A 17,612-nucleotide genomic window follows, 5' to 3' on the forward strand; every position below is an offset into this window, starting at 1 on the left:
TGAAAATTGTCTTGCGCTCGTTGCAAACGAGCGCAAGTAGCACGACGGTTAGTCTTTTAAATTACTCTACTTCTTCAACGTCCCCTCAAATAATTTATAAAGGCGTTTATACTCATCGGCCCAGCTGCTGGGTTGTTCAAAGCCGTGGTCTTCCACAGGGTACGAGGCCAGCTCCCAGTTTTCTTTGTGCAACTCTATCAGTTTTTGAGTCAGGCGGATAATATCCTGGTAGTTTACATTCTGGTCTATCATGCCATGCAGCATAAGCAGGTTGCCTTTTAAGCCGCTGGCAAAATAAATAGGCGAACTTTTGCGATAGGCCTGTTCATCGGTAAAAGGCTCGTTAAGTATATTTGAGGTGTATTCATGGTTATAATGCGCCCAGTCGGTAACTGAACGGATGGCACCGCCTGCAGCAAAAACATCCGGTTCGGTAAACATGCCCATAAGCGTAATGAAGCCTCCATATGAACCGCCGTACAAACCGACATGTTTGGGGTTAACGCCATATTTTTCAACCAGCAATTTTACGCCATCAACCTGGTCGGTAAGGTCTTTGCCTCCCATGTGGCGATAGATCCCTGTCCGGAAATCCCGGCCGTAACCTGCGCTCGCTGTGTAGTCAATGTCCAGCACAGTATAACCATTATCGGCGAGCATGTTATTGAACATGTACTCGCGGAAGTAATAACTCCACGAATAGGTGACATTTTGCAGATACCCCGCTCCGTGTACAAATACAACTGCCGGCTTCGCAGGGTCGGTTTTTTTAGGCTGATATAAACGCGCATAAACATCGGTACCGTAACGGTTTTTAAAGGTGATGATCTCCGGGTCGCGCCATGGGTACGACAAGTATTCGGCCGAAACGGAGTTGGTTATTTTTACCGCTTTTGCACCGGGTTTATTGGCCTGGATATAAAGCTCCCAGGGACGATTTGAATAGGAATAGCGGATAGCCAGCCACTTTTCATCGGGCGAAAGTGTTACCTCGTTACCGCCTTTCATACCGGTAATTTTAACAGGGGTACCGCCGCTAACCGGGATGCTGTAAAAATGGGTAATGCCCGGATGATCGATATTGGCAGTAAAATAAAACGTCTTTTTATCCTGGCTTAACTGCAAAGTTTGTACTTCCCATTTGCCGCTTGTGAGTTGTTTTTTAGCACCGCTGGTTACATCAACCACATAAATATGCGAGTAACCGCTGGCCTCGCTCTGGTAATAAAAATGGTTATCATCAATAAAACCTGTATTCCCGGGATCATCAATGCCGGGGCCGCCAATCCATGCCTCATCCCGCTGCCGGTCAAGCAGGCTTAGTTTACCGCTTACCGGGTCTAAACGCATGATCCAGCAGTCTTTATTATCCTGTGCTGAGATAATAACCACCGCGTTGCTGCCGCTTTGGTTCCATAAAACGCCATCGATATTTACCGGCCTGTCGGCGTTTTCCTTTTGACGGGCTTTTAATTCATCGGGATAGTCTTTTAAATAGTCGGGCAGGTCTTTAATGCCGGGGATCTCTGATGTAATAACCGGGTAAACCGCTTCACGGCGCTTATCGTAAATAAAAGTCTCTGAGGTTGACGATGGACGGCCGACCTTTGAACGGTTAGGAATATCCTCTGTGAAGCCAGATGCGGTAACATAGTTAGGTACTATGGCATTTTGAACCCCGTCGGCACGTTTGGTAAGGCGATAGGTGATAAACCTGTTATCCGGACTGATCTGTACAGCGCTCATTCTTTTATCGCCATAGGCAATCTCTTTCAGCTTGTCGGGCTTAAGCAATGCTGTTTCTGTTGAATCTTTTTTATCGTCCTTTGCTTCCTTTTTGATGATCTCAAACAACTCAAGCTGCTGTTTTTTAAGCCATTGTTCCTGTTCGCCGGGTTTATCCTTACTTTTTTTATCGCTTAAAGCCCGTACAAAATTGGTTAGCTGTACCAGGCTACCGCCATTCAGATTAATGGAGAAAAGGTTATTATCTTCTTTGTAAATGATCTTTGTTTCATCACCGCTGAAAACAGGGCTGTCTTCCTGCGCTACGGTATTTGTTAGCCGGGTGGTTTTGTTGGCTTTTACATCGTATAAAAATAAATCGCCGTTTTTACTGAATACCTTTTGGCTATGCTTTTTGTTCCATTCGCCGTAACCGGCTGCCAGATCGCGCTGCTCGGGAATGCTGACTTTTTGTACCCTGTTGTCGCCGGGACTAACTGAATATAACCGGGTATTGCCCGAAGCGTCATCATCCCATTTAAAATAGATCTTTTTACTATCGTTAGCCCAACGGATATTGGACGGCGAAACCCCGATCCATTTAGGATCGCGCATGATTTTTTCGATGCTAAGGGTATCCAGCTTTTGGGCAAAGGCGCCCGTTGCCGGGATCAGGAACAATAAGCCTAACAGTTTTTTCATATCTCAATAAAGCATGCAATTTAACAGTTTGGCTAATGATTGTTATTTTTAAGCATTTTATTGTTACAAAATGGAACTGCAGGGCAACGGATTTTTATTGAGGGCGTGGCAACCGGGCGATGAAGCATCACTTCAAAAGCATGCGGATAACCCGAAAGTATCGGCTTTTTTGCGCGACAGGTTCCCGTATCCTTATACTATGAAGGATGCGCTATTTTGGGTGAACCTGGCCCAAAACCAGCAACCTTTAACCAACTTTGCCATAGTAGTTAACGGTGAAGCCTGCGGCGGCATTGGTGTTGAACTTTTTACCGACGAAAGCCGCATAACCGCCGAAATAGGCTATTGGCTTGGTGAAGAACATTGGGGAAAGGGCTTAGCAACCGAGGCTGTAAAACTGGTAACCACTTATGCTTTTGAACATTTTTCGCTATTGCGCTTAGAAGCCGGTGTGTATAATAGAAACACGGCATCCATACGGGTGCTCGAAAAAGCAGGTTATATTCAGGAGGCCGTACTACGAAGGTCAGTTATTAAAAATGGCGAGGTGATGGATAAATATATGTATGCTATTTTTAAGGATGAACAATTAAATTCACAGGATGCCTAATTTGTATATCATAGCAGGTTGTAACGGTGCCGGTAAAACCACGGCAAGCTATACAGTTTTGCCCGAATTGCTTAACTGTAATGAGTTTGTAAATGCGGATAACATCGCGGCGGGACTATCTCCGTTTAATCCGGAAAGTGTTGCATTCGAAGCCGGACGGATCATGCTGCAGCGAATTGATGAGTTGCTGAACCGGGAAGTTGACTTTGCCTTTGAAACAACGCTTTCAACCCGGAGTTATGTATCCTTGGTTAAAAGAGCCCGGCAAAAAGGATATGAAGTTACTTTATTGTTTTTTTGGTTGAGCTCTCCTGAAATGGCAATGGAACGAGTAGCTAAACGAGTGAGTAAAGGAGGCCATAATATCCCTGCCGATGTAATAGAACGGAGATATTACCGGGGAATAAGAAATTTGGTATCTTTGTATATACCTCTTTGTGATAAATGGGTTGTAATAAATAATATAAATACGGGCTCCCTGGTGGTGGCAAGAGGTTTCGGATCGTTAGAAGAAACAATAATAGAATCCGACGTTTGGAAAGTAATTTTAGATCAGGCAAATGACAACTAAAGCACAAAAAACGGGCATGGATGAGTTAGAGGCGAAAGTGCTTGAAGGCATGAAGCGGGCGAACCGTAAGCTGGTTGAAACCGCCGCAGCTAATGATGAAAGCCTCATCATCGGTGATAAAGACGGCAGTTTCAAAGCTGTACCCGCAAAAGAGCTTTTAAAAACCCTTCCTGCCAAATAACAATCACTTATAACTCTTTCCGCATTACATAATCGTTCATCCAGTATTTACCAATGGCTATATCCTCTTCATAGGCTATGGTAAACCCCATTTTTTCATAGAATGATTTGGCGTTATTGTACCTGTTGACGTTAAGTTCCAGCGTTTTCTTACCGGCATCTTTAGTTTTTTGGGCTACCTCGTTAATCAATACTTTTCCGTAGCCTTTGCCCTGGGTCTGCGGCAGGCAGTATAGCTTTTGCAGCTTATAAACCTCCGGGTTTTCCTCGCGGGGCGAATAGGCTGCAAATGCCACCGGATTGCCTTCTTCCTCCAGTAACAGGTAAGTTTGCTGATTTTCTTTAACCTGTTTGGTTATTTTCTCTGTCGAGTAAATCTCGCCAAGCATAAAGGCAATCTGTTCATGTTCAAGGATGGGACTATAGGTTACCCACCATGTTTTATCGGCAATATCACGGATAGTTTCCACATCATTTATAGTGGCTTTACGTATTGTATACATCTTCAAATTTAATTTTATGTTAATAAAGAAATGCCCGGTCAAAAGCCTTAAGTCTTAAGTTCGGAGTCGTAAGTCTGTTTTTTTGACTTCGAACTTAAGACTCAAGACTTCCGACTTCATACTAACTTCTTTCTTCCCAGATCATGCACAGGTGCAAAATGGTTTCAACCGCTTTCTGCATATCCTGAATTGATACCCACTCGTGCCTGCTGTGAAAGGCATGTTCGCCTGCAAAAATGTTAGGACAAGGCAAGCCCATAAACGAAAGCCTTGAACCATCGGTACCACCCCGGATACTGCATAACTTAGCTGTTAAGCCTGTGCGGTTAATGGCCTCCATAGCATAATCCACAATTTGCGGGTGCTGATCAAGCACACCTTTCATATTGCGGTATTGCTGGCTCACGGCAATATCAAACGTTGAGCCCGGAAATTTCTTCAATACATCAACAGCAGTTCGGCGGATAACCTCAACATGATCTGCGAGTTTATTTTCATCAAAATCCCGGATTATAAAATCGATAGAAGCGGTTTCCACATGCCCTTCCATACCTACCGGATGCACAAAGCCCTGCATTCCTTCAGTATGTTCCGGCGAAAGTTCATCAGGCAGGGCGGCAATAATTTGTCCGGCAATTTTAATGGCGCTTTCCATTTTGCCTTTTGCAAATCCCGGATGTGAGCTTACACCATTTATGGTAAGCCTTGCGCCATCGGCCGAAAAAGTTTCATTCTCCATATTACCCGCGCTTTCTCCATCCATAGTATAAGCGGCAAAGGCACCCAATTTGGCAATATCCACATGGTCAACACCATGGCCAACTTCTTCGTCGGGCGTAAACAGGATCCGGATATCACCATGTTTTATTTCGGGATGGCTGATGAGCTGGTAGCAGGCATCCATTATTTCGGCCACACCGGCTTTATTATCGGCGCCGAGCAGCGTGGTGCCGCTGGCTGTAATAACATCGTTACCCAACTGGTTCTTCAGATCGGTATGCTCGGCCATGCGGATCACCTGGGTGTTATCATCAGGCAATATTAAATCCTGGCCCTGGTAATTTTTATGTACAATTGGTTTTACATCTTTTCCGCTGCAATCGGGCGCGGTATCCATATGCGAGCAAAAGCAAATTACGGGTACCTTTTTATCAGTATTTGACGGAATAGTAGCATAAACATAACCGTACTCATCCAAATGCGCGTCGGCTATACCCATAGCCAACAGTTCATCAACCAGCAGCCGGCCAAGATCTTTTTGCTTTTCTGTTGATGGAAACGAAACCGAAGAAGGGTCTGATTGCGTATCAATGATAACATAGCGCAAGAAGCGTTCGGCTACTGTGAACTTAATGAATGAGCTAAAATTCATATAAAGCTTTTATATTAGTAGAAATTTGGGCGGTGGTTAATGCCATCTCCAGTTGTAAATATTGATTAAAATTATACATTGAAAAAATATTTTCTACTTTTTGTTTTGGCTTGCGCCACGTTTATGGCTAAAGCCCAAAGTGGTTACAACTATTATGAATGGGGCTTTGGCGGAGGTGTCAATTACGCACGCGGTTATGATGACCTTAAAAAGCAGGTTTGGCACCCGGGCGGCACGCTTAACTTAACCTATAACTACAGCCCGTATGTACCGATAGCCCTCGATTTTCATTTTGGGACCATTGAAGGCGGAGGGCTTACTCCAGCCACGGATCAATTTGGCCGTAAATCAAAAAATAATTTCCTGGCACTTGCCCTTCGTGCTGATTTGCAGATGGGAGAAATAATTGATTACGATAACAGTGGTGTTTTAAACGTACTTAAAAACTTTTATATAGGATCGGGCATCGGTGCGATAAAAAACAAAATGGCTTTTGTGCAGCGTTCAAACCCGCCGGGATATGAAAATCATGGGCCGGTTGGCGAAACAAGAGGTTTCGAGGGGAAAGATAAAAGTACTAACCTGATGATACCGCTAAGGTTTGGTTATGAATTTAAGATCTACGATGACTATGACCAGGTAGGTTACACCATAACATTAGGAATACAACATAGCTATACTTTTGGCGAAGGGCTTGACGGATACAATGACAACCCCCAGATTTTCAAAAACAACGCGGCCGACCAGTTTGTTCAATATAGCATCGGTTTTAAATATAATTTTGGCAATACGGTATCCTATACCAAGCTGGTCAGAAACTTCAGACGATGAATATAGAGGAACTGCGTGATTATTGTTTGCAAAAGCCGGGTGCAACGGAAGGCTTCCCTTTTGGTGAGGATACCCTGGTTTTTAAAATTGCCGAAAAGATCTTTCTGTTAACCGGTTTACAAACCGGCGACAGGTTCAATGTTAAATGCGATCCTGAATGGGCTGTTGAACTCCGTGAACGCTACCCCGAAGTGCAGCCCGGTTACCACATGAATAAAAAAATGTGGAACACCGTGCAAATGAACGGCGCTCTTACCCGAAAACAACTTTGCGAAATGATTGACCACTCATACAATGAAGTGGTTAAAAGCCTGCCGAAGAAAGTGCAGGCGGAGATAGCTGTATTATAAGCAAATTCATATTATACTCATGGGGCTATTCAGTTTTTTCGGTAAGAAGGATAACGGACAATTTGTATCGGAAGAAGCATTCAGTGAAAAATCGGCAATACAGCTTAACATGTTGCCGGTACTTATGGAAAAGCTCAGGGCGTTAAATGTTGACGAAGACAGGGAACTGATGCTTGAGTTTTTCTTTTACACCAATACCTATCAAAAGGCCGGAGCATTTGCGCAGGAATTATCCAATTTAAACTACCAGGTAAAATATGGCGTTTCTGAAGGGGATAAAAATCTATTCATTATTACCGGCTGGTCTGCTAAAGTAAAAATGCAAGATGCGGTTATAGCTTCATGGATTAGCCAGATGTGTAGCCTTGGTTATAAATTTGATTGTGAGTTCGACGGCTGGGGTACCACGCCCGATCAGTAATATTATTGTGTGCCGCACATCTAATTGGCATTCTTAAACTATATTTGAGCAACGTATTTACTTATGAAGATAGTTTTCGCTGCCCTTATTGCCTGTTTCGTTGCCTTATCTGCCCAAGCCCAGCTTACCCCATTTGAGCTAAGTAAGGATAAAAATTATACCGCAACCTACGCCCAGGTAATCGATTACTATCAAAAGCTTAACAAGCTGTATCCGCAGCAAATGAAGCTTATTAACTATGGTACAACCGATGTGGGCAAACCCCTGACACTGGTGGTCCTTTCAAAAGACAAGGTGTTTGATCCGGCTGTGATCAAAAAACAAAACAAAAGGGTATTGCTTATCAACAACGGCATTCACCCTGGCGAGCCGGAGGGCATTGATGCAAGCATGATGCTGGTGCGAGATCTGCTTAAAAACAACACGTTGCCAAAAGATGTGGTGATTTGCCTTATAGCGCTGTATAATATCGACGGTAATCTTAACCGCGGCCTGAGCCGTGTAAGCCAGAACGGCCCATCAGCCTACGGTTTCAGAGGTAACTATCGCAATCTTGATTTAAACCGGGATTTTATTAAGGCCGATAGCCGCAATGCATTAGCCTTTACACAGATCCTGACTACCTGGAAACCTGAAATCTTTTTAGATAATCATACCAGCGATGGTGCCGACTATCAATATGTGATGACGCTCATCGAAACCCAGAAGGAAAAGCAAAACCCCATCCTGGCCGAATATACTACTAAGACACTTACCCCAGATCTGTACGGCAAAATGAAAAAGAGCGGGTACGAGATGATCCCCTATGGTGCAGGCGAAGAAGGATTGCCTGATTCGGGCATAGTAAGTTTTTTGGAAACCCCGCGCTTTGCTACCGGTTTTGCCGCACAGCATAATATCATCAGCTATATTACCGAAACACATATGCTGAAGCCTTTTGACAAGCGTGTATATGCTACTTATGATTTTATGCAGCATCTTATTGAAATTAACCAGCGCGATGCTAAACTGATAGGCGAGTTGAAACGCAAGGCCGATGAAGAAGTAACACAGCAAAAAAACTTTGCTTTAAGCTGGGCGGTTAATAACAGTAAGGTTGATACCATCACCTTTAAAGGTTATGAAGCCGGCCATAAAACCAGTGAAGTGAGCGGACTGCCAAGATTGTATTATGACCGCAATAAACCCTATAAAAAAACCATAAGATATTACAACACTTATAAAGTTACCGCAACCGCCGATAAGCCGGTAGCTTACGTAATTCCGCAGGCATGGGGCAAGGTGATTGACCTGTTTAAGCTGAACGGAGTGCAAATGAAGCAACTGGCGCATGACACCACGCTTAACCTGCAAATGTATTATATAGCCGATCTGAAAACACCGGCCCGGCCATTTGAGGGCCATTACCTGCATACCGGCGTAAAACTAAACCCGGTGGATATGCCGGTTAAATTCTATACCGGCGATTACGTGGTGTATACTAATCAGCCAATAAACCGTTATATCGTGGAAACGCTGGAACCGCAAGGTGTCGACTCGTTTTTTGCGTGGAACTTTTTTGATTCGGTGCTGGGCGAAAAAGAGTATTTTTCGGACTATGTTTTTGAAGATATAGCCGCCGATCTGCTAAAAAAGGATCCATCGATTAGACAAAAACTGGATGATGCCAAATCAAAAGATCCGCAGTTGGCCAAAAATGCCGGGGCGCAATTATTCTTTGTTTACCGCAATTCGCCTTACTTTGAAAAAACTTTTATGCGCTACCCGGTAGGCAGGCTTTTAACAAATACTAAACTCGATCTTAAATAAATGGAAATTATACACACGGCCCCGGTGGCCAGCATCATTTTTGCAATAACAATCATTACTTCACTTTTAGCTTTTTCAAATAATAACCTTTATGGCCGCATGATGCTGCATCCTTACACCGTTTCGCGCGGAAAGGATATCCACACCATCATCACCAGCGGGCTTATTCACCGCGACTGGATGCATTTGTTTTTCAACATGCTGTCGTATTACTTTTTTGCCTTTGGGCTCGAGCCGGTACTGGGGCACGTTCAATTCGCCATACTGTATACTATAAGTTTAATATTGAGCGATATGCCAACGGTACTTAAGCATAAGGATCATTACAGCTATTATAGTTTGGGTGCGTCGGGCGCTGTAAGTGCGGTTATTTTTAGTGCTATATTATATAATCCGCTGGCCCGGATGGTGATATTGCCTATACCAATTCCTATCCCGGCAGTAATATTTGGCGTATTATATTTGGTGTATTGCCATTATGCGTCAAAATATTCGCGCGATCAGATCAACCATGACGCGCACTTTTATGGCGCACTGAGCGGCTTGATGATCACCATTCTATTTCACCATGAAATTTTGCCCGATTTTTGGCAGCAAATTACAATGGCAGTTTCAAATCTTGGCCATTAATAAAATCCCCATCGGCATTAAACAAATAGCTCATAGGTTTTTCGGGGTTCCTGATGATCTCTAACAGCAGGAACCCCCAATTTTTCCAAAAGTTTTCCAGTACCTGCCCGTAGGTTTTGTTCATCCAGTCATCAAATAGCGGCTTGCTGCTTGTGCCACGCAGGGGCAGGGCTTCTAAGGATATGGTGTCACCAATATGGAAAATATCATACTCAGGCAGGCGGTTAAACAAATAAGCCGAGTAAAAGAAGCGGGCGTTCAATTCTTCAAACTGAATGGGGTGCAATATATTATCTCCAATTTTATCCAAAGCTTCTTTATGATAACGGGCGTTGGCGCCGTTGTCCTGTAAACACAGAATGAACCCAAAGTCTTTAATCCTTAATGAAAATGTAAGCGTATTGATCTCATCGCGATAGCCAAAAACATTCTCAGCATTATCAACCTTAAATAATACCAGGCTATACGGCTTAAAACCATCAAACTCAACAGGTAGATTGAGGCTTTGCAGCATCATATGCAGGTTATTGAATTTATGGATAATGGATTGCGAAATATTAAACTCCTCGCCCTGCGAGTGCTGTAGTTTTATACCAGCCTGGATCTCGTTAAAGATTATTCCGTACAACAATTTGCCCGCCCACAGAAATAGCTTATCCTCGTCAAGTGCTTTTACAGCTTCATAGCCGGCATCAAAAGCAGCAGCAATTTCGTTTTCGAGCGGTTCAAGGTATAGCTCATTAACTTCGGCAGTGCAGGGCAGTTTCAGATCTTTATAGGTTGCCATGCTTTCGTCGAGCAACTTAAAAGGTTTATCTTCCAGTTCATAACGGCCCATGAGCCATTGCGGAAACACCTGGATCTGCTCCTCGGGCGAATTAAGGTTTTGCCCTGTAAGGAAACATTTATTGTTGCTGAAATTGAAATTAGTGAACGGTGAATAAATTTGTGCCGGCATGGCCGCAAAGATAAGCACGATTTTCATACTAAAATTTTAGCTTTGGTTTTTAACATGGAACTGACATATCAACCCTACGAGCTTCAGCTGAAGCATGCTTTTACGATAGCCAAATTTTCGCGTACCTCTACCCCGGTTATGCTGGTGCAGATCAGCCATGAGGGTAAAACCGGTTACGGTGAGGCATCAATGGTGCCTTATATGGGCGAAAGCCATCAGAGCGCTACCGAATTTTTGAGCAAGGTTGATATTGGCCGGTTTAGTTACCCTTTTGATTTTGGAGCGATCGTCAATTACCTTGATAGCATTGCTCCTGGTAATCCGGCGGTTAAAGCTGCTATTGATATTGCGCTGCATGATCTTGATGGCAAACTAAAACAACAGCCCTGCTGGCAATTATTAGAAAGCAAACCTGGGCTGATGCCGGTTACCAGTTTTACTATAGGTATTGATACGCCCGAAATGATCGTCAAAAAGGTAAAAGAGGCGGAGGGTTTTAAGGTGATTAAAGTTAAGCTTGGTCGCGATACAGATAAAGAATTGATCACAACCATTCGCTCGGTTACCGATGTGCCGCTTTATGTAGATGCTAACCAGGGCTGGACAGATCTGCAGCAGAGTTTGGATATGACCCATTGGTTGCACGAACAAGGCATACAATTGATAGAACAACCCATGCTCAAAACTGATCCCGACAGTAATGCCTGGCTTACCGAACGCAGCCCCATCCCCATTATAGGTGATGAAGCCGTTCAGCGTTTTGAAGATGTGGAGAAAGCTAAAGGTGTTTATACCGGGATCAATATTAAACTCATGAAATCGGCTGGATTGCATGAGGCTAAAAGGATGATCGACAAAGCCCGCGAGCTTGACCTGAAGATCATGATAGGCTGTATGACCGAAACAAGCTGTGCCGCTTTAGCAGGTTTAGCCATTGCCCCGCAAGCAGATTGGGTTGACCTTGACGGCCCCTTTTTAGTAAGCAATAACCCTTATGTAATGCCGGAATTTAGTGACGGAAAATACATACTAAACCACGATCCGGGCTTAGGGTTGAGATTTAGTTAAGTAGCTTTGATAACCATTCCAGGGCTTTCAGCTTTCGGCATTCTGCTTTTGGCTTTTTTTCAAACCATCCTTCCGTCCCATTCGTTATCCTGATACATCTAAATAAAAAACATTATGGACAAGTTAGAAATAAAAGGCGGATGGAACGAGTTGAAAGGCAAAATAAAACAAGCCTACGGCGACCTTACCGACGACGACCTTGCCTGGCAGGAAGGTAAAGACGATGAAACACTTGGCAGGCTCCAGAAAAAAACGGGCAAAACCCGCGATGAGCTGGTGAAGTGGATAAACAGTTTATAAAATTTGAGGAGCTCCGGGGACGGGGCTTTTTTTATTTAAATAATTTTGAAAGCTCCAGTTTAAAACCTGGAATTACTATTGAAGTTAGGTTTTCTGTTTTAAGCGCTTTCTGCTCTAAACTATAACCTTCATGAGTTAGCTTATACATATCGGCATTTTCCTGTACCGGATCTATAATGATATATTCTGCTACGCCGTATTTTTCATAAACATCCTTTTTTTGCCTTAAATCATAGTAAGCAGTAGGAGGAGAAAGGATTTCGATGATTAAATCTGGGGCTCCTTCTATCCTGTCTTTTACAAGGTCGGCAACCCTGCCTTCTTTTATATAAAGTATATCAGGCTGAAGTACATTGCCATCATCAAATTTTACATCCATTGGTGCGCTTACAAGAAATCCATTATCGTTTATACTGTCTAAAAAGTTAGACAACAACCGGATAATTTTAGCAGATAACTGTTGATGGATCGGGATAGGCGACGGCGACATAATTAAATCATAGTTGATCAACTGAAACGGCGCACCTTCCTCAAGCATCAAGTAATCCTCCACAGTGTATTTCTTTTTTTTATCAGCCGTCAGCATAAATCAAATATAACTAATTTCGCACAATGAAAAAAGCTTCTCCAACCATACTTGTTGTAAATGACGATGGCATTACCGCTCCGGGTATCAAAGCCCTGATGGATGCCATGGCCGAAATTGGCCGCGTTGTAGTAGTTGCTCCGGATAGCCCGCAATCGGGTATGGGGCATGCAATCACTATAGGCAAACCTTTGCGGCTTGACCAGGTTGACATTTACGAGGGCATTGAAATGTACCGCTGCTCAGGCACTCCGGTTGATTGCGTGAAGCTGGCAGTTAACAAGATCTTTAAAGGTAAAAAGCCAGATCTTTGCGTGTCGGGGATTAATCATGGTTTAAATAACTCTATTAATGTGTTGTATTCAGGTACTATGTCTGCTGCGGTTGAGGGAGCTATCGAAGGGATCCCATCTATAGGTTTTTCGTTAGATGACTATACATTACAGGCCGATTTTGAACCCTGTATTAAGTTTGTAAAAGGATTGGCCTTACAGGTTTTGGCCAACGGTTTGCCGCAAGCCAGTTTGTTGAACGTAAACTTCCCGAATGCTAAACACATTAAAGGCATTAAAATTTGTAGGCAGGCGGCCGCCAAATGGGCCGAAGAGTTTGATGAACGTGTTGATCCGCATAAAAGGCCTTATTACTGGCTTACCGGCGTTTTTCAGCTAAATGATGGCGGCGAGGATACCGATGTCTGGGCTTTGGAACAGGGTTATGCTTCGGTTGTGCCGGTACAGTTTGATATGACTGCACACCACGTTATCCCTTACTTAAATAACTGGAAATTCAACCTGTAATTATGCTAAACAAAAACGACGTATCCTTAGGCCTGCTCATCGGCGCTATACTGCCAGGTGTTAGCCTGTTTGTTTTTGGATTTCTGCTTAAAAATCAACTGGTTTTCATGCATAAGCCGGGCATTCCCTACTTTGTAGCTTTTGCTATCAATTTGTTTATCATCCGTTATTTTTATGGTAAAGGGGCCGATAAAACAGGAAACGGCATTGCCATGATCTCGCTTTTGTTTATGCTGGCCATATTCATTTTTAAATTGCAATCCTTATAATGAAATATTACCTGGTAGCCGGCGAAGCTTCGGGCGATTTGCACGGGGCTAATTTGATGAAAGCGCTCAAATCGCTTGACCCTGATGCTGAATTTCGCTTTTTTGGCGGCGACCTGATGCAGGCCGAGGGCGGCACACTGGTAAAGCATTATGCCGATATGGCTTTTATGGGCTTTGTTGAAGTGGTTGCCAACCTGCAAACCATTCTTAAAAATATGCGATCATGCAAGCAGGATATCTCGGCTTACCATCCCGACGTATTGATCCTGATAGATTTTCCCGGCTTTAACCTCAAAATAGCCGAATACGCCAAAGCTAACAACATGCCGGTTAACTACTATATTTCGCCCAAAGTTTGGGCCTGGAACCAGAAGCGGGTGTTAAAGATCAAACGCATTGTTGACCACCTATTTTGCATATTGCCTTTTGAGGTGGCATTTTACAAAGAGTGGGGAATGGATGTTGATTACGTAGGCAACCCTTTACTTGATGCGGTTTCGGCATTTAATCCTGACCCTCATTTCCTGCAAAAAAATAAACTTGGCGTAAAAAAAATTATAGCACTGTTACCCGGCAGTCGCAAACAGGAAATCAGCAGACTGCTGCCCGATATGATCCGGGCTTCGGCCTACTTTCCTGAATACCAGTTTGTAATTGCCGGTGCACCGGCTTTCCAGGCTGATTATTATGTACCTTATTTGAACGGAGCGGAGATCCCCGTTGTATTCAACGGCACATATGATCTGTTGAATCATGCCCATGCAGCTATTGTAGCCTCGGGCACCGCAACACTTGAAACCGCGCTGTTTAATGTGCCGCAGGTAGTGGTGTATAAAGGCGGGAAATTAACCATCGCCATAGCGCGCATGCTGGTTAAACTTAAATTTATATCGCTGGTTAACCTGATCATGGATAAAGCGGTAGTGAAGGAGTTGATCCAGGAAGAGTGTACGGCTAACAAGATAAGTGAAGAGTTAAAACTGATTGTCAATGATGCAACCTATCGCCAAAACATGCTCGATAATTACGACGGGCTTGATGTGCGCATGGGGCAACCGGGGGCATCAGCCAAAACAGCCGGGTTAATTGTTAAATATACTGAAGCAGATAGGAAATCATAGTAAATTCAGCGACTTTCTTAAAGTAAAAGACCATTATTGTTATACGCAATGACGCTGGAATATGCTATTTCGCCAGGTTGCTTTTAACGACAAGCTCAGGTTTCTATCTCTTTATCATCATTTTCTTCCGGTTTTAATTCAGATTGAATGATATCCTGTTCCAGCTTTTTTTCGTCTTTCTGGTTACGCCTGATGATCCAAACCAGCAAAATAATAACAGCAATAACTACAATTATTACTATGGGATAATTAACCTGGTCCATAATTTGTATTTATATAAGAGTATGTAATTTTACAGATAACAATACACCATACAGACAATCAGTCTTTAGTTCCTACTCGTGCAGGACAATATGACCGTAACGGATTTGTTCATCACCCGGTTAACGGTACTACGCGTAAATAGATGGTGCAATATGATGTTTAACCGCATCGGCCATTCGCCTGCCGCTTGATCCCAAATAACCGTTTCAGGCATTTCCTTTAGGTGACCAAAGTGTTAATATATTGTTATTTAATATTATACAAAGATAGCATTAAGCTTGCCCGGCTTTACAAAAAAATAGAGCCCTGTTTTTTGCAGGGCTCCACGTTTTCATAGGTGATGTTAGTACTCGATAGGTAGATGTATATATGTTGATCAAGCGGCAGACAGCGTTTGCTGTGCTGCTACCTGCTTGTTGTTGCTCAGGAACTGGGTTTTAGCCCTGTAGTTTTTCAGATCTTCCCTCAACAGTTCTAATAATTCGGCATCAAAACGTGCAAGTAATTTAGTTATTGCGGGTGTTGGTTTATATGCTTTCATAGGTAGATGTAGTGTAGGTGATTTTTTTATATTGAGTTTAAGCTGCCGGCGTTAAATAGGGCATTTTAGTTTTGATAGCTTTCAAGTCGCTCATGATGATGTTTTTAAGTGCATTATCAAAACTTGCTATTAGTTTGGTAGTTGATGTTTGTTTTTGCGTTTTCATGTTGTAGGTTTTGATGTTTTTTAATATTTTAATGTCGCTTCGTCGTTTTAGTCTTTCTTTTTTTCGTCCCCGTTTTCGGTGAGGTTATCGTGGCGGCGTTTAGCTTCTTTATATTGCCTTAATATTTGCTCCTCATCGCGTGGGTCTGAAGTTTTTGTCGGTTCCACAGGGTTTTCCCACTCTTTCTCTTCTTCAGGTTTAACCGCTTTGTCTTTTGCTTTCATAACAACTGCGTTTGATAAGTAACAATCTAAATCAATGCCAAACTTTTATCGAACGGCAAAAAACGTCATTAAAAGTTCAGATTTATTTTACGATAAAATGTAAATGGCTGTAATACAGCGGGGTTTTTTTAGAAGAAATTTTTACTTTTTTTGATCAATTCAATGCAGGCAACTATTCAAAGCAGATAAACAGGTATACGTTACCGAACATCAGTAGCAGTAGCGGACGATTTTTTGTAGTTTAACAAATGCACAATGATCACTATTACTGATAAGGCAGCTCCAATAGCACACACCCCATTCCACCCGTAGTTTTTCCAAACCAAGCTTGCGAAGAATGTGCCTAAAGCCCCGCCTATAAAATAAGACACCATGTACACTGTATTGATACGGTTGCGGGCTTCCGGGATCAATGCAAAAATAATAGACTGGTTGGAGATATGCGTTGCCTGCACACCCATATCCAAAAGGATAACCCCGATGATGAGCCCGATTATACTATGGCTCGAAAAATAGAATACAATAAAGGAGATGAGGATAAGCGAAAGTGTATAAATTGATAATTTGTATGCGTCCATTTTATCGCTCAGGCGGCCCATAAAGCCAACGGCTACCGCGCCGAAAGCGCCAACAAGGCCAAACATACCTGCTGCGGCACTGCCCTCGTTAAATTGCGGCTGTTTTAACAGGAATACCAGCGTTGTCCAAAATGCGCTGAAACCGGCAAAACATAAGGCTCCTCTGAATGCTGCCAATCTTAATTTAGGCTGGGTTTTTACTAAATGGATCAATGATTTCATCAATTTACCGTAATTGCCTTTATAATCGGGTTCAATTTCGGGCAAAAACAAAAATATCATGAACCAGATGAGCAACATTAACCCGGCAGCTATATAAAACATGCTTCGCCACCCAAAATGCTCGCCTATAAAACCGCTTAATGTGCGTGATAGCAAAATACCGATTAATAAGCCGCTCATTACAAAGCCAATCTTCTTCCCCCGTTCATGTGGCTTGGCTAAGTGGGCCGCCATTGGGATCAGCAATTGCGGAATTATGGATGATACACCCACCAAAAATCCTGCAATCATAAGTATGGTTACTGATGGTGCCATGGCGCTTGCTATTAATGATATGATCATGAGTACAAAATCTATCAAAATAAGGCGCTTACGCTTAAGCATATCAGCCAGGGGCACTATAAATAATAAGCCTGTAGCATAGCCAATTTGTGTAAAAAGCGATATCTGCTGCGCCTTTTTATCGCTCACGCCAAAAGTGTGCGCCATATCGGCCAGTAAGGGTTGGTTGTAATATATATTGGCTACCACCAAACCGGTAGCTATGGTCATGATCCATAAAGTTAATGGCGTAAGATGCGGATGTTGTTTTGCAGTATGCTTAGATGACATATTTTAAAAGGCAGTATTTTTTTGCTGCAAAAGTGTTAAAGCATCTTTAAAAAAAAGCCTTTGTAAAGTAATTTTTATCATGTAACTGCGTTTAGAACATAAATTGTTTTAGCGAACAATCGTTCTTTAAAGGGTTAAAAGCAGTATTAAGGCATGGAAAAAGGCACTTTTTTGTGTTTTTATAAGGAAAAACTGGCGA

Annotated in this window: 23 protein-coding genes; 13 read left to right on the plus strand and 10 right to left on the minus strand. The window is 42.9% G+C overall.

Annotated elements, in window-relative coordinates; translation table 11 throughout:
- Window positions 1-66 precede the first annotated feature (66 nt).
- Window positions 67-2,427: a prolyl oligopeptidase family serine peptidase gene (locus tag MusilaSJ_RS16100; RefSeq protein ID WP_274985952.1), complete on the minus strand. Its 2,361-nt coding sequence runs from the start codon at window positions 2,425-2,427 to the stop codon at window positions 67-69.
- A 70-nt stretch (window positions 2,428-2,497) separates the two neighbouring features.
- Here MusilaSJ_RS16100 and MusilaSJ_RS16105 point away from each other — a divergent pair, with 70 nt between their 5' ends.
- From MusilaSJ_RS16105 to MusilaSJ_RS16115, 3 genes are read left to right on the plus strand one after another with little or no spacing between them, the layout of a single operon-like run.
- The gene (locus MusilaSJ_RS16105; protein WP_274985953.1) at window positions 2,498-3,037 is read left to right on the plus strand and encodes a GNAT family N-acetyltransferase; all 540 of its coding nucleotides are present in this window, start codon (window positions 2,498-2,500) and stop codon (window positions 3,035-3,037) included.
- The gene (locus MusilaSJ_RS16110) at window positions 3,030-3,608 is read left to right on the plus strand and encodes an ATPase (RefSeq protein WP_274985954.1); all 579 of its coding nucleotides are present in this window, start codon (window positions 3,030-3,032) and stop codon (window positions 3,606-3,608) included. Before MusilaSJ_RS16105 ends, MusilaSJ_RS16110 begins: the two co-directional genes overlap by 8 nt.
- Window positions 3,598-3,789, plus strand: coding sequence for a DUF8506 family protein (locus tag MusilaSJ_RS16115; protein WP_274985955.1), 192 nt, complete (start codon window positions 3,598-3,600; stop codon window positions 3,787-3,789). The genes MusilaSJ_RS16110 and MusilaSJ_RS16115 overlap by 11 nt, the downstream gene beginning before the upstream one ends.
- Window positions 3,790-3,796: 7 nt before the next feature.
- On the opposite strand, the gene MusilaSJ_RS16120 is transcribed toward MusilaSJ_RS16115, so the two are convergent.
- Entirely contained in the window at window positions 3,797-4,291 is a 495-nt protein-coding gene (locus tag MusilaSJ_RS16120) for a GNAT family N-acetyltransferase (protein ID WP_274985956.1), read from the minus strand.
- Window positions 4,292-4,412: 121 nt separating this feature from the next.
- On the minus strand, window positions 4,413-5,663 hold the full coding sequence (pepT, locus tag MusilaSJ_RS16125; RefSeq protein ID WP_274985957.1) for a peptidase T: 1,251 nt from the start codon (window positions 5,661-5,663) through the stop codon (window positions 4,413-4,415).
- 78 nt (window positions 5,664-5,741) lie between these two features.
- Between pepT and MusilaSJ_RS16130 the strand changes: the two genes are divergently transcribed.
- From MusilaSJ_RS16130 to MusilaSJ_RS16150, 5 genes are all read left to right on the plus strand, one after another.
- The gene (locus MusilaSJ_RS16130; protein WP_274985958.1) at window positions 5,742-6,494 is read left to right on the plus strand and encodes a hypothetical protein; all 753 of its coding nucleotides are present in this window, start codon (window positions 5,742-5,744) and stop codon (window positions 6,492-6,494) included.
- Window positions 6,491-6,844 carry an MmcQ/YjbR family DNA-binding protein gene (locus MusilaSJ_RS16135; protein WP_274985959.1) on the plus strand — a complete coding sequence of 118 codons (354 nt, stop codon included), beginning with the start codon at window positions 6,491-6,493 and terminating at the stop codon, window positions 6,842-6,844. Before MusilaSJ_RS16130 ends, MusilaSJ_RS16135 begins: the two co-directional genes overlap by 4 nt.
- 19 nt (window positions 6,845-6,863) lie before the next feature.
- Window positions 6,864-7,265 (plus strand): ribonuclease E inhibitor RraB, encoded by a 402-nt coding sequence (locus tag MusilaSJ_RS16140; protein ID WP_274985960.1) that lies wholly within the window; start codon window positions 6,864-6,866, stop codon window positions 7,263-7,265.
- A 63-nt stretch (window positions 7,266-7,328) separates the two neighbouring features.
- A complete protein-coding gene (locus tag MusilaSJ_RS16145; protein WP_274985961.1) occupies window positions 7,329-9,074 on the plus strand; it encodes a M14 family zinc carboxypeptidase in 1,746 nt (581 codons plus the stop codon).
- Complete coding sequence (locus tag MusilaSJ_RS16150; RefSeq protein ID WP_274985962.1) at window positions 9,075-9,704, plus strand: rhomboid family intramembrane serine protease; 630 nt, start codon at window positions 9,075-9,077, stop codon at window positions 9,702-9,704.
- Here the strand turns inward: MusilaSJ_RS16150 and MusilaSJ_RS16155 are convergent.
- Complete coding sequence (locus tag MusilaSJ_RS16155) at window positions 9,673-10,689, minus strand: hypothetical protein (protein WP_342457007.1); 1,017 nt, start codon at window positions 10,687-10,689, stop codon at window positions 9,673-9,675. The genes MusilaSJ_RS16150 and MusilaSJ_RS16155 overlap by 32 nt on opposite strands.
- 27 nt (window positions 10,690-10,716) lie before the next feature.
- Between MusilaSJ_RS16155 and MusilaSJ_RS16160 the strand changes: the two genes are divergently transcribed.
- Entirely contained in the window at window positions 10,717-11,730 is a 1,014-nt protein-coding gene (locus MusilaSJ_RS16160; RefSeq protein ID WP_274985963.1) for a dipeptide epimerase, read from the plus strand.
- A gap of 114 nt (window positions 11,731-11,844) precedes the next feature.
- Window positions 11,845-12,030, plus strand: a complete 186-nt coding sequence (locus tag MusilaSJ_RS16165; protein ID WP_274985964.1) for a CsbD family protein — start codon at window positions 11,845-11,847, stop codon at window positions 12,028-12,030.
- A 31-nt stretch (window positions 12,031-12,061) separates the two neighbouring features.
- Here the strand turns inward: MusilaSJ_RS16165 and MusilaSJ_RS16170 are convergent, their stop codons facing one another.
- Window positions 12,062-12,616, minus strand: a complete 555-nt coding sequence (locus tag MusilaSJ_RS16170) for a Uma2 family endonuclease (protein WP_274985965.1) — start codon at window positions 12,614-12,616, stop codon at window positions 12,062-12,064.
- 26 nt (window positions 12,617-12,642) lie between these two features.
- On the opposite strand from MusilaSJ_RS16170, the gene surE reads away from it, so the two are divergent.
- Genes surE through lpxB form a run of 3 tightly spaced genes read left to right on the plus strand, consistent with a single transcriptional unit; the run spans window position 12,643 to window position 14,806 of the window.
- Window positions 12,643-13,416: a 5'/3'-nucleotidase SurE gene (gene surE / locus MusilaSJ_RS16175; RefSeq protein WP_274985966.1), complete on the plus strand. Its 774-nt coding sequence runs from the start codon at window positions 12,643-12,645 to the stop codon at window positions 13,414-13,416.
- 2 nt (window positions 13,417-13,418) lie between these two features.
- Complete coding sequence (locus MusilaSJ_RS16180; RefSeq protein ID WP_090532473.1) at window positions 13,419-13,685, plus strand: hypothetical protein; 267 nt, start codon at window positions 13,419-13,421, stop codon at window positions 13,683-13,685.
- Complete coding sequence (lpxB, locus tag MusilaSJ_RS16185; RefSeq protein WP_274985967.1) at window positions 13,685-14,806, plus strand: lipid-A-disaccharide synthase; 1,122 nt, start codon at window positions 13,685-13,687, stop codon at window positions 14,804-14,806. The genes MusilaSJ_RS16180 and lpxB overlap by 1 nt, the downstream gene beginning before the upstream one ends.
- A gap of 95 nt (window positions 14,807-14,901) precedes the next feature.
- Here the strand turns inward: lpxB and MusilaSJ_RS16190 are convergent, their stop codons facing one another.
- From MusilaSJ_RS16190 to MusilaSJ_RS16210, 5 genes are all read right to left on the minus strand, one after another.
- Window positions 14,902-15,069, minus strand: a complete 168-nt coding sequence (locus MusilaSJ_RS16190; RefSeq protein WP_274985968.1) for a hypothetical protein — start codon at window positions 15,067-15,069, stop codon at window positions 14,902-14,904.
- Between the two features lie 377 nt (window positions 15,070-15,446).
- Entirely contained in the window at window positions 15,447-15,611 is a 165-nt protein-coding gene (locus tag MusilaSJ_RS16195; protein ID WP_274985969.1) for a hypothetical protein, read from the minus strand.
- A gap of 37 nt (window positions 15,612-15,648) precedes the next feature.
- A complete protein-coding gene (locus tag MusilaSJ_RS16200; RefSeq protein WP_274985970.1) occupies window positions 15,649-15,777 on the minus strand; it encodes a hypothetical protein in 129 nt (42 codons plus the stop codon).
- 47 nt (window positions 15,778-15,824) lie between these two features.
- On the minus strand, window positions 15,825-16,001 hold the full coding sequence (locus tag MusilaSJ_RS16205; protein ID WP_189549084.1) for a hypothetical protein: 177 nt from the start codon (window positions 15,999-16,001) through the stop codon (window positions 15,825-15,827).
- Window positions 16,002-16,201: 200 nt separating this feature from the next.
- The gene (locus MusilaSJ_RS16210; protein WP_274985971.1) at window positions 16,202-17,413 is read right to left on the minus strand and encodes an MFS transporter; all 1,212 of its coding nucleotides are present in this window, start codon (window positions 17,411-17,413) and stop codon (window positions 16,202-16,204) included.
- Window positions 17,414-17,612 lie beyond the last annotated feature (199 nt).

The sequence above is a fragment of the Mucilaginibacter sp. SJ genome, from assembly GCF_028993635.1.
GTDB lineage: Bacteria > Bacteroidota > Bacteroidia > Sphingobacteriales > Sphingobacteriaceae > Mucilaginibacter.

What these genes read in the sequence shown, in the direction of transcription:
- MusilaSJ_RS16135 (WP_274985959.1), top strand. Translation starts at nt 6,491, where the DNA reads ATGAATATAGAGGAACTGCGTGATTATTGTTTGCAAAAGCCGGGTGCA.
- MusilaSJ_RS16200 (WP_274985970.1), bottom strand. Translation starts at nt 15,777, where the DNA reads ATGAAAACGCAAAAACAAACATCAACTACCAAACTAATAGCAAGTTTT.
- MusilaSJ_RS16115 (WP_274985955.1), top strand. Translation starts at nt 3,598, where the DNA reads ATGACAACTAAAGCACAAAAAACGGGCATGGATGAGTTAGAGGCGAAA.
- surE (WP_274985966.1), top strand. Translation starts at nt 12,643, where the DNA reads ATGAAAAAAGCTTCTCCAACCATACTTGTTGTAAATGACGATGGCATT.
- MusilaSJ_RS16110 (WP_274985954.1), top strand. Translation starts at nt 3,030, where the DNA reads ATGCCTAATTTGTATATCATAGCAGGTTGTAACGGTGCCGGTAAAACC.
- MusilaSJ_RS16195 (WP_274985969.1), bottom strand. Translation starts at nt 15,611, where the DNA reads ATGAAAGCATATAAACCAACACCCGCAATAACTAAATTACTTGCACGT.
- MusilaSJ_RS16170 (WP_274985965.1), bottom strand. Translation starts at nt 12,616, where the DNA reads ATGCTGACGGCTGATAAAAAAAAGAAATACACTGTGGAGGATTACTTG.
- MusilaSJ_RS16120 (WP_274985956.1), bottom strand. Translation starts at nt 4,291, where the DNA reads ATGTATACAATACGTAAAGCCACTATAAATGATGTGGAAACTATCCGT.
- MusilaSJ_RS16105 (WP_274985953.1), top strand. Translation starts at nt 2,498, where the DNA reads ATGGAACTGCAGGGCAACGGATTTTTATTGAGGGCGTGGCAACCGGGC.
- MusilaSJ_RS16155 (WP_342457007.1), bottom strand. Translation starts at nt 10,689, where the DNA reads ATGAAAATCGTGCTTATCTTTGCGGCCATGCCGGCACAAATTTATTCA.
- MusilaSJ_RS16150 (WP_274985962.1), top strand. Translation starts at nt 9,075, where the DNA reads ATGGAAATTATACACACGGCCCCGGTGGCCAGCATCATTTTTGCAATA.
- MusilaSJ_RS16205 (WP_189549084.1), bottom strand. Translation starts at nt 16,001, where the DNA reads ATGAAAGCAAAAGACAAAGCGGTTAAACCTGAAGAAGAGAAAGAGTGG.
- MusilaSJ_RS16190 (WP_274985968.1), bottom strand. Translation starts at nt 15,069, where the DNA reads ATGGACCAGGTTAATTATCCCATAGTAATAATTGTAGTTATTGCTGTT.
- pepT (WP_274985957.1), bottom strand. Translation starts at nt 5,663, where the DNA reads ATGAATTTTAGCTCATTCATTAAGTTCACAGTAGCCGAACGCTTCTTG.
- MusilaSJ_RS16140 (WP_274985960.1), top strand. Translation starts at nt 6,864, where the DNA reads ATGGGGCTATTCAGTTTTTTCGGTAAGAAGGATAACGGACAATTTGTA.
- lpxB (WP_274985967.1), top strand. Translation starts at nt 13,685, where the DNA reads ATGAAATATTACCTGGTAGCCGGCGAAGCTTCGGGCGATTTGCACGGG.
- MusilaSJ_RS16165 (WP_274985964.1), top strand. Translation starts at nt 11,845, where the DNA reads ATGGACAAGTTAGAAATAAAAGGCGGATGGAACGAGTTGAAAGGCAAA.
- MusilaSJ_RS16145 (WP_274985961.1), top strand. Translation starts at nt 7,329, where the DNA reads ATGAAGATAGTTTTCGCTGCCCTTATTGCCTGTTTCGTTGCCTTATCT.
- MusilaSJ_RS16210 (WP_274985971.1), bottom strand. Translation starts at nt 17,413, where the DNA reads ATGTCATCTAAGCATACTGCAAAACAACATCCGCATCTTACGCCATTA.
- MusilaSJ_RS16180 (WP_090532473.1), top strand. Translation starts at nt 13,419, where the DNA reads ATGCTAAACAAAAACGACGTATCCTTAGGCCTGCTCATCGGCGCTATA.
- MusilaSJ_RS16160 (WP_274985963.1), top strand. Translation starts at nt 10,717, where the DNA reads ATGGAACTGACATATCAACCCTACGAGCTTCAGCTGAAGCATGCTTTT.
- MusilaSJ_RS16100 (WP_274985952.1), bottom strand. Translation starts at nt 2,427, where the DNA reads ATGAAAAAACTGTTAGGCTTATTGTTCCTGATCCCGGCAACGGGCGCC.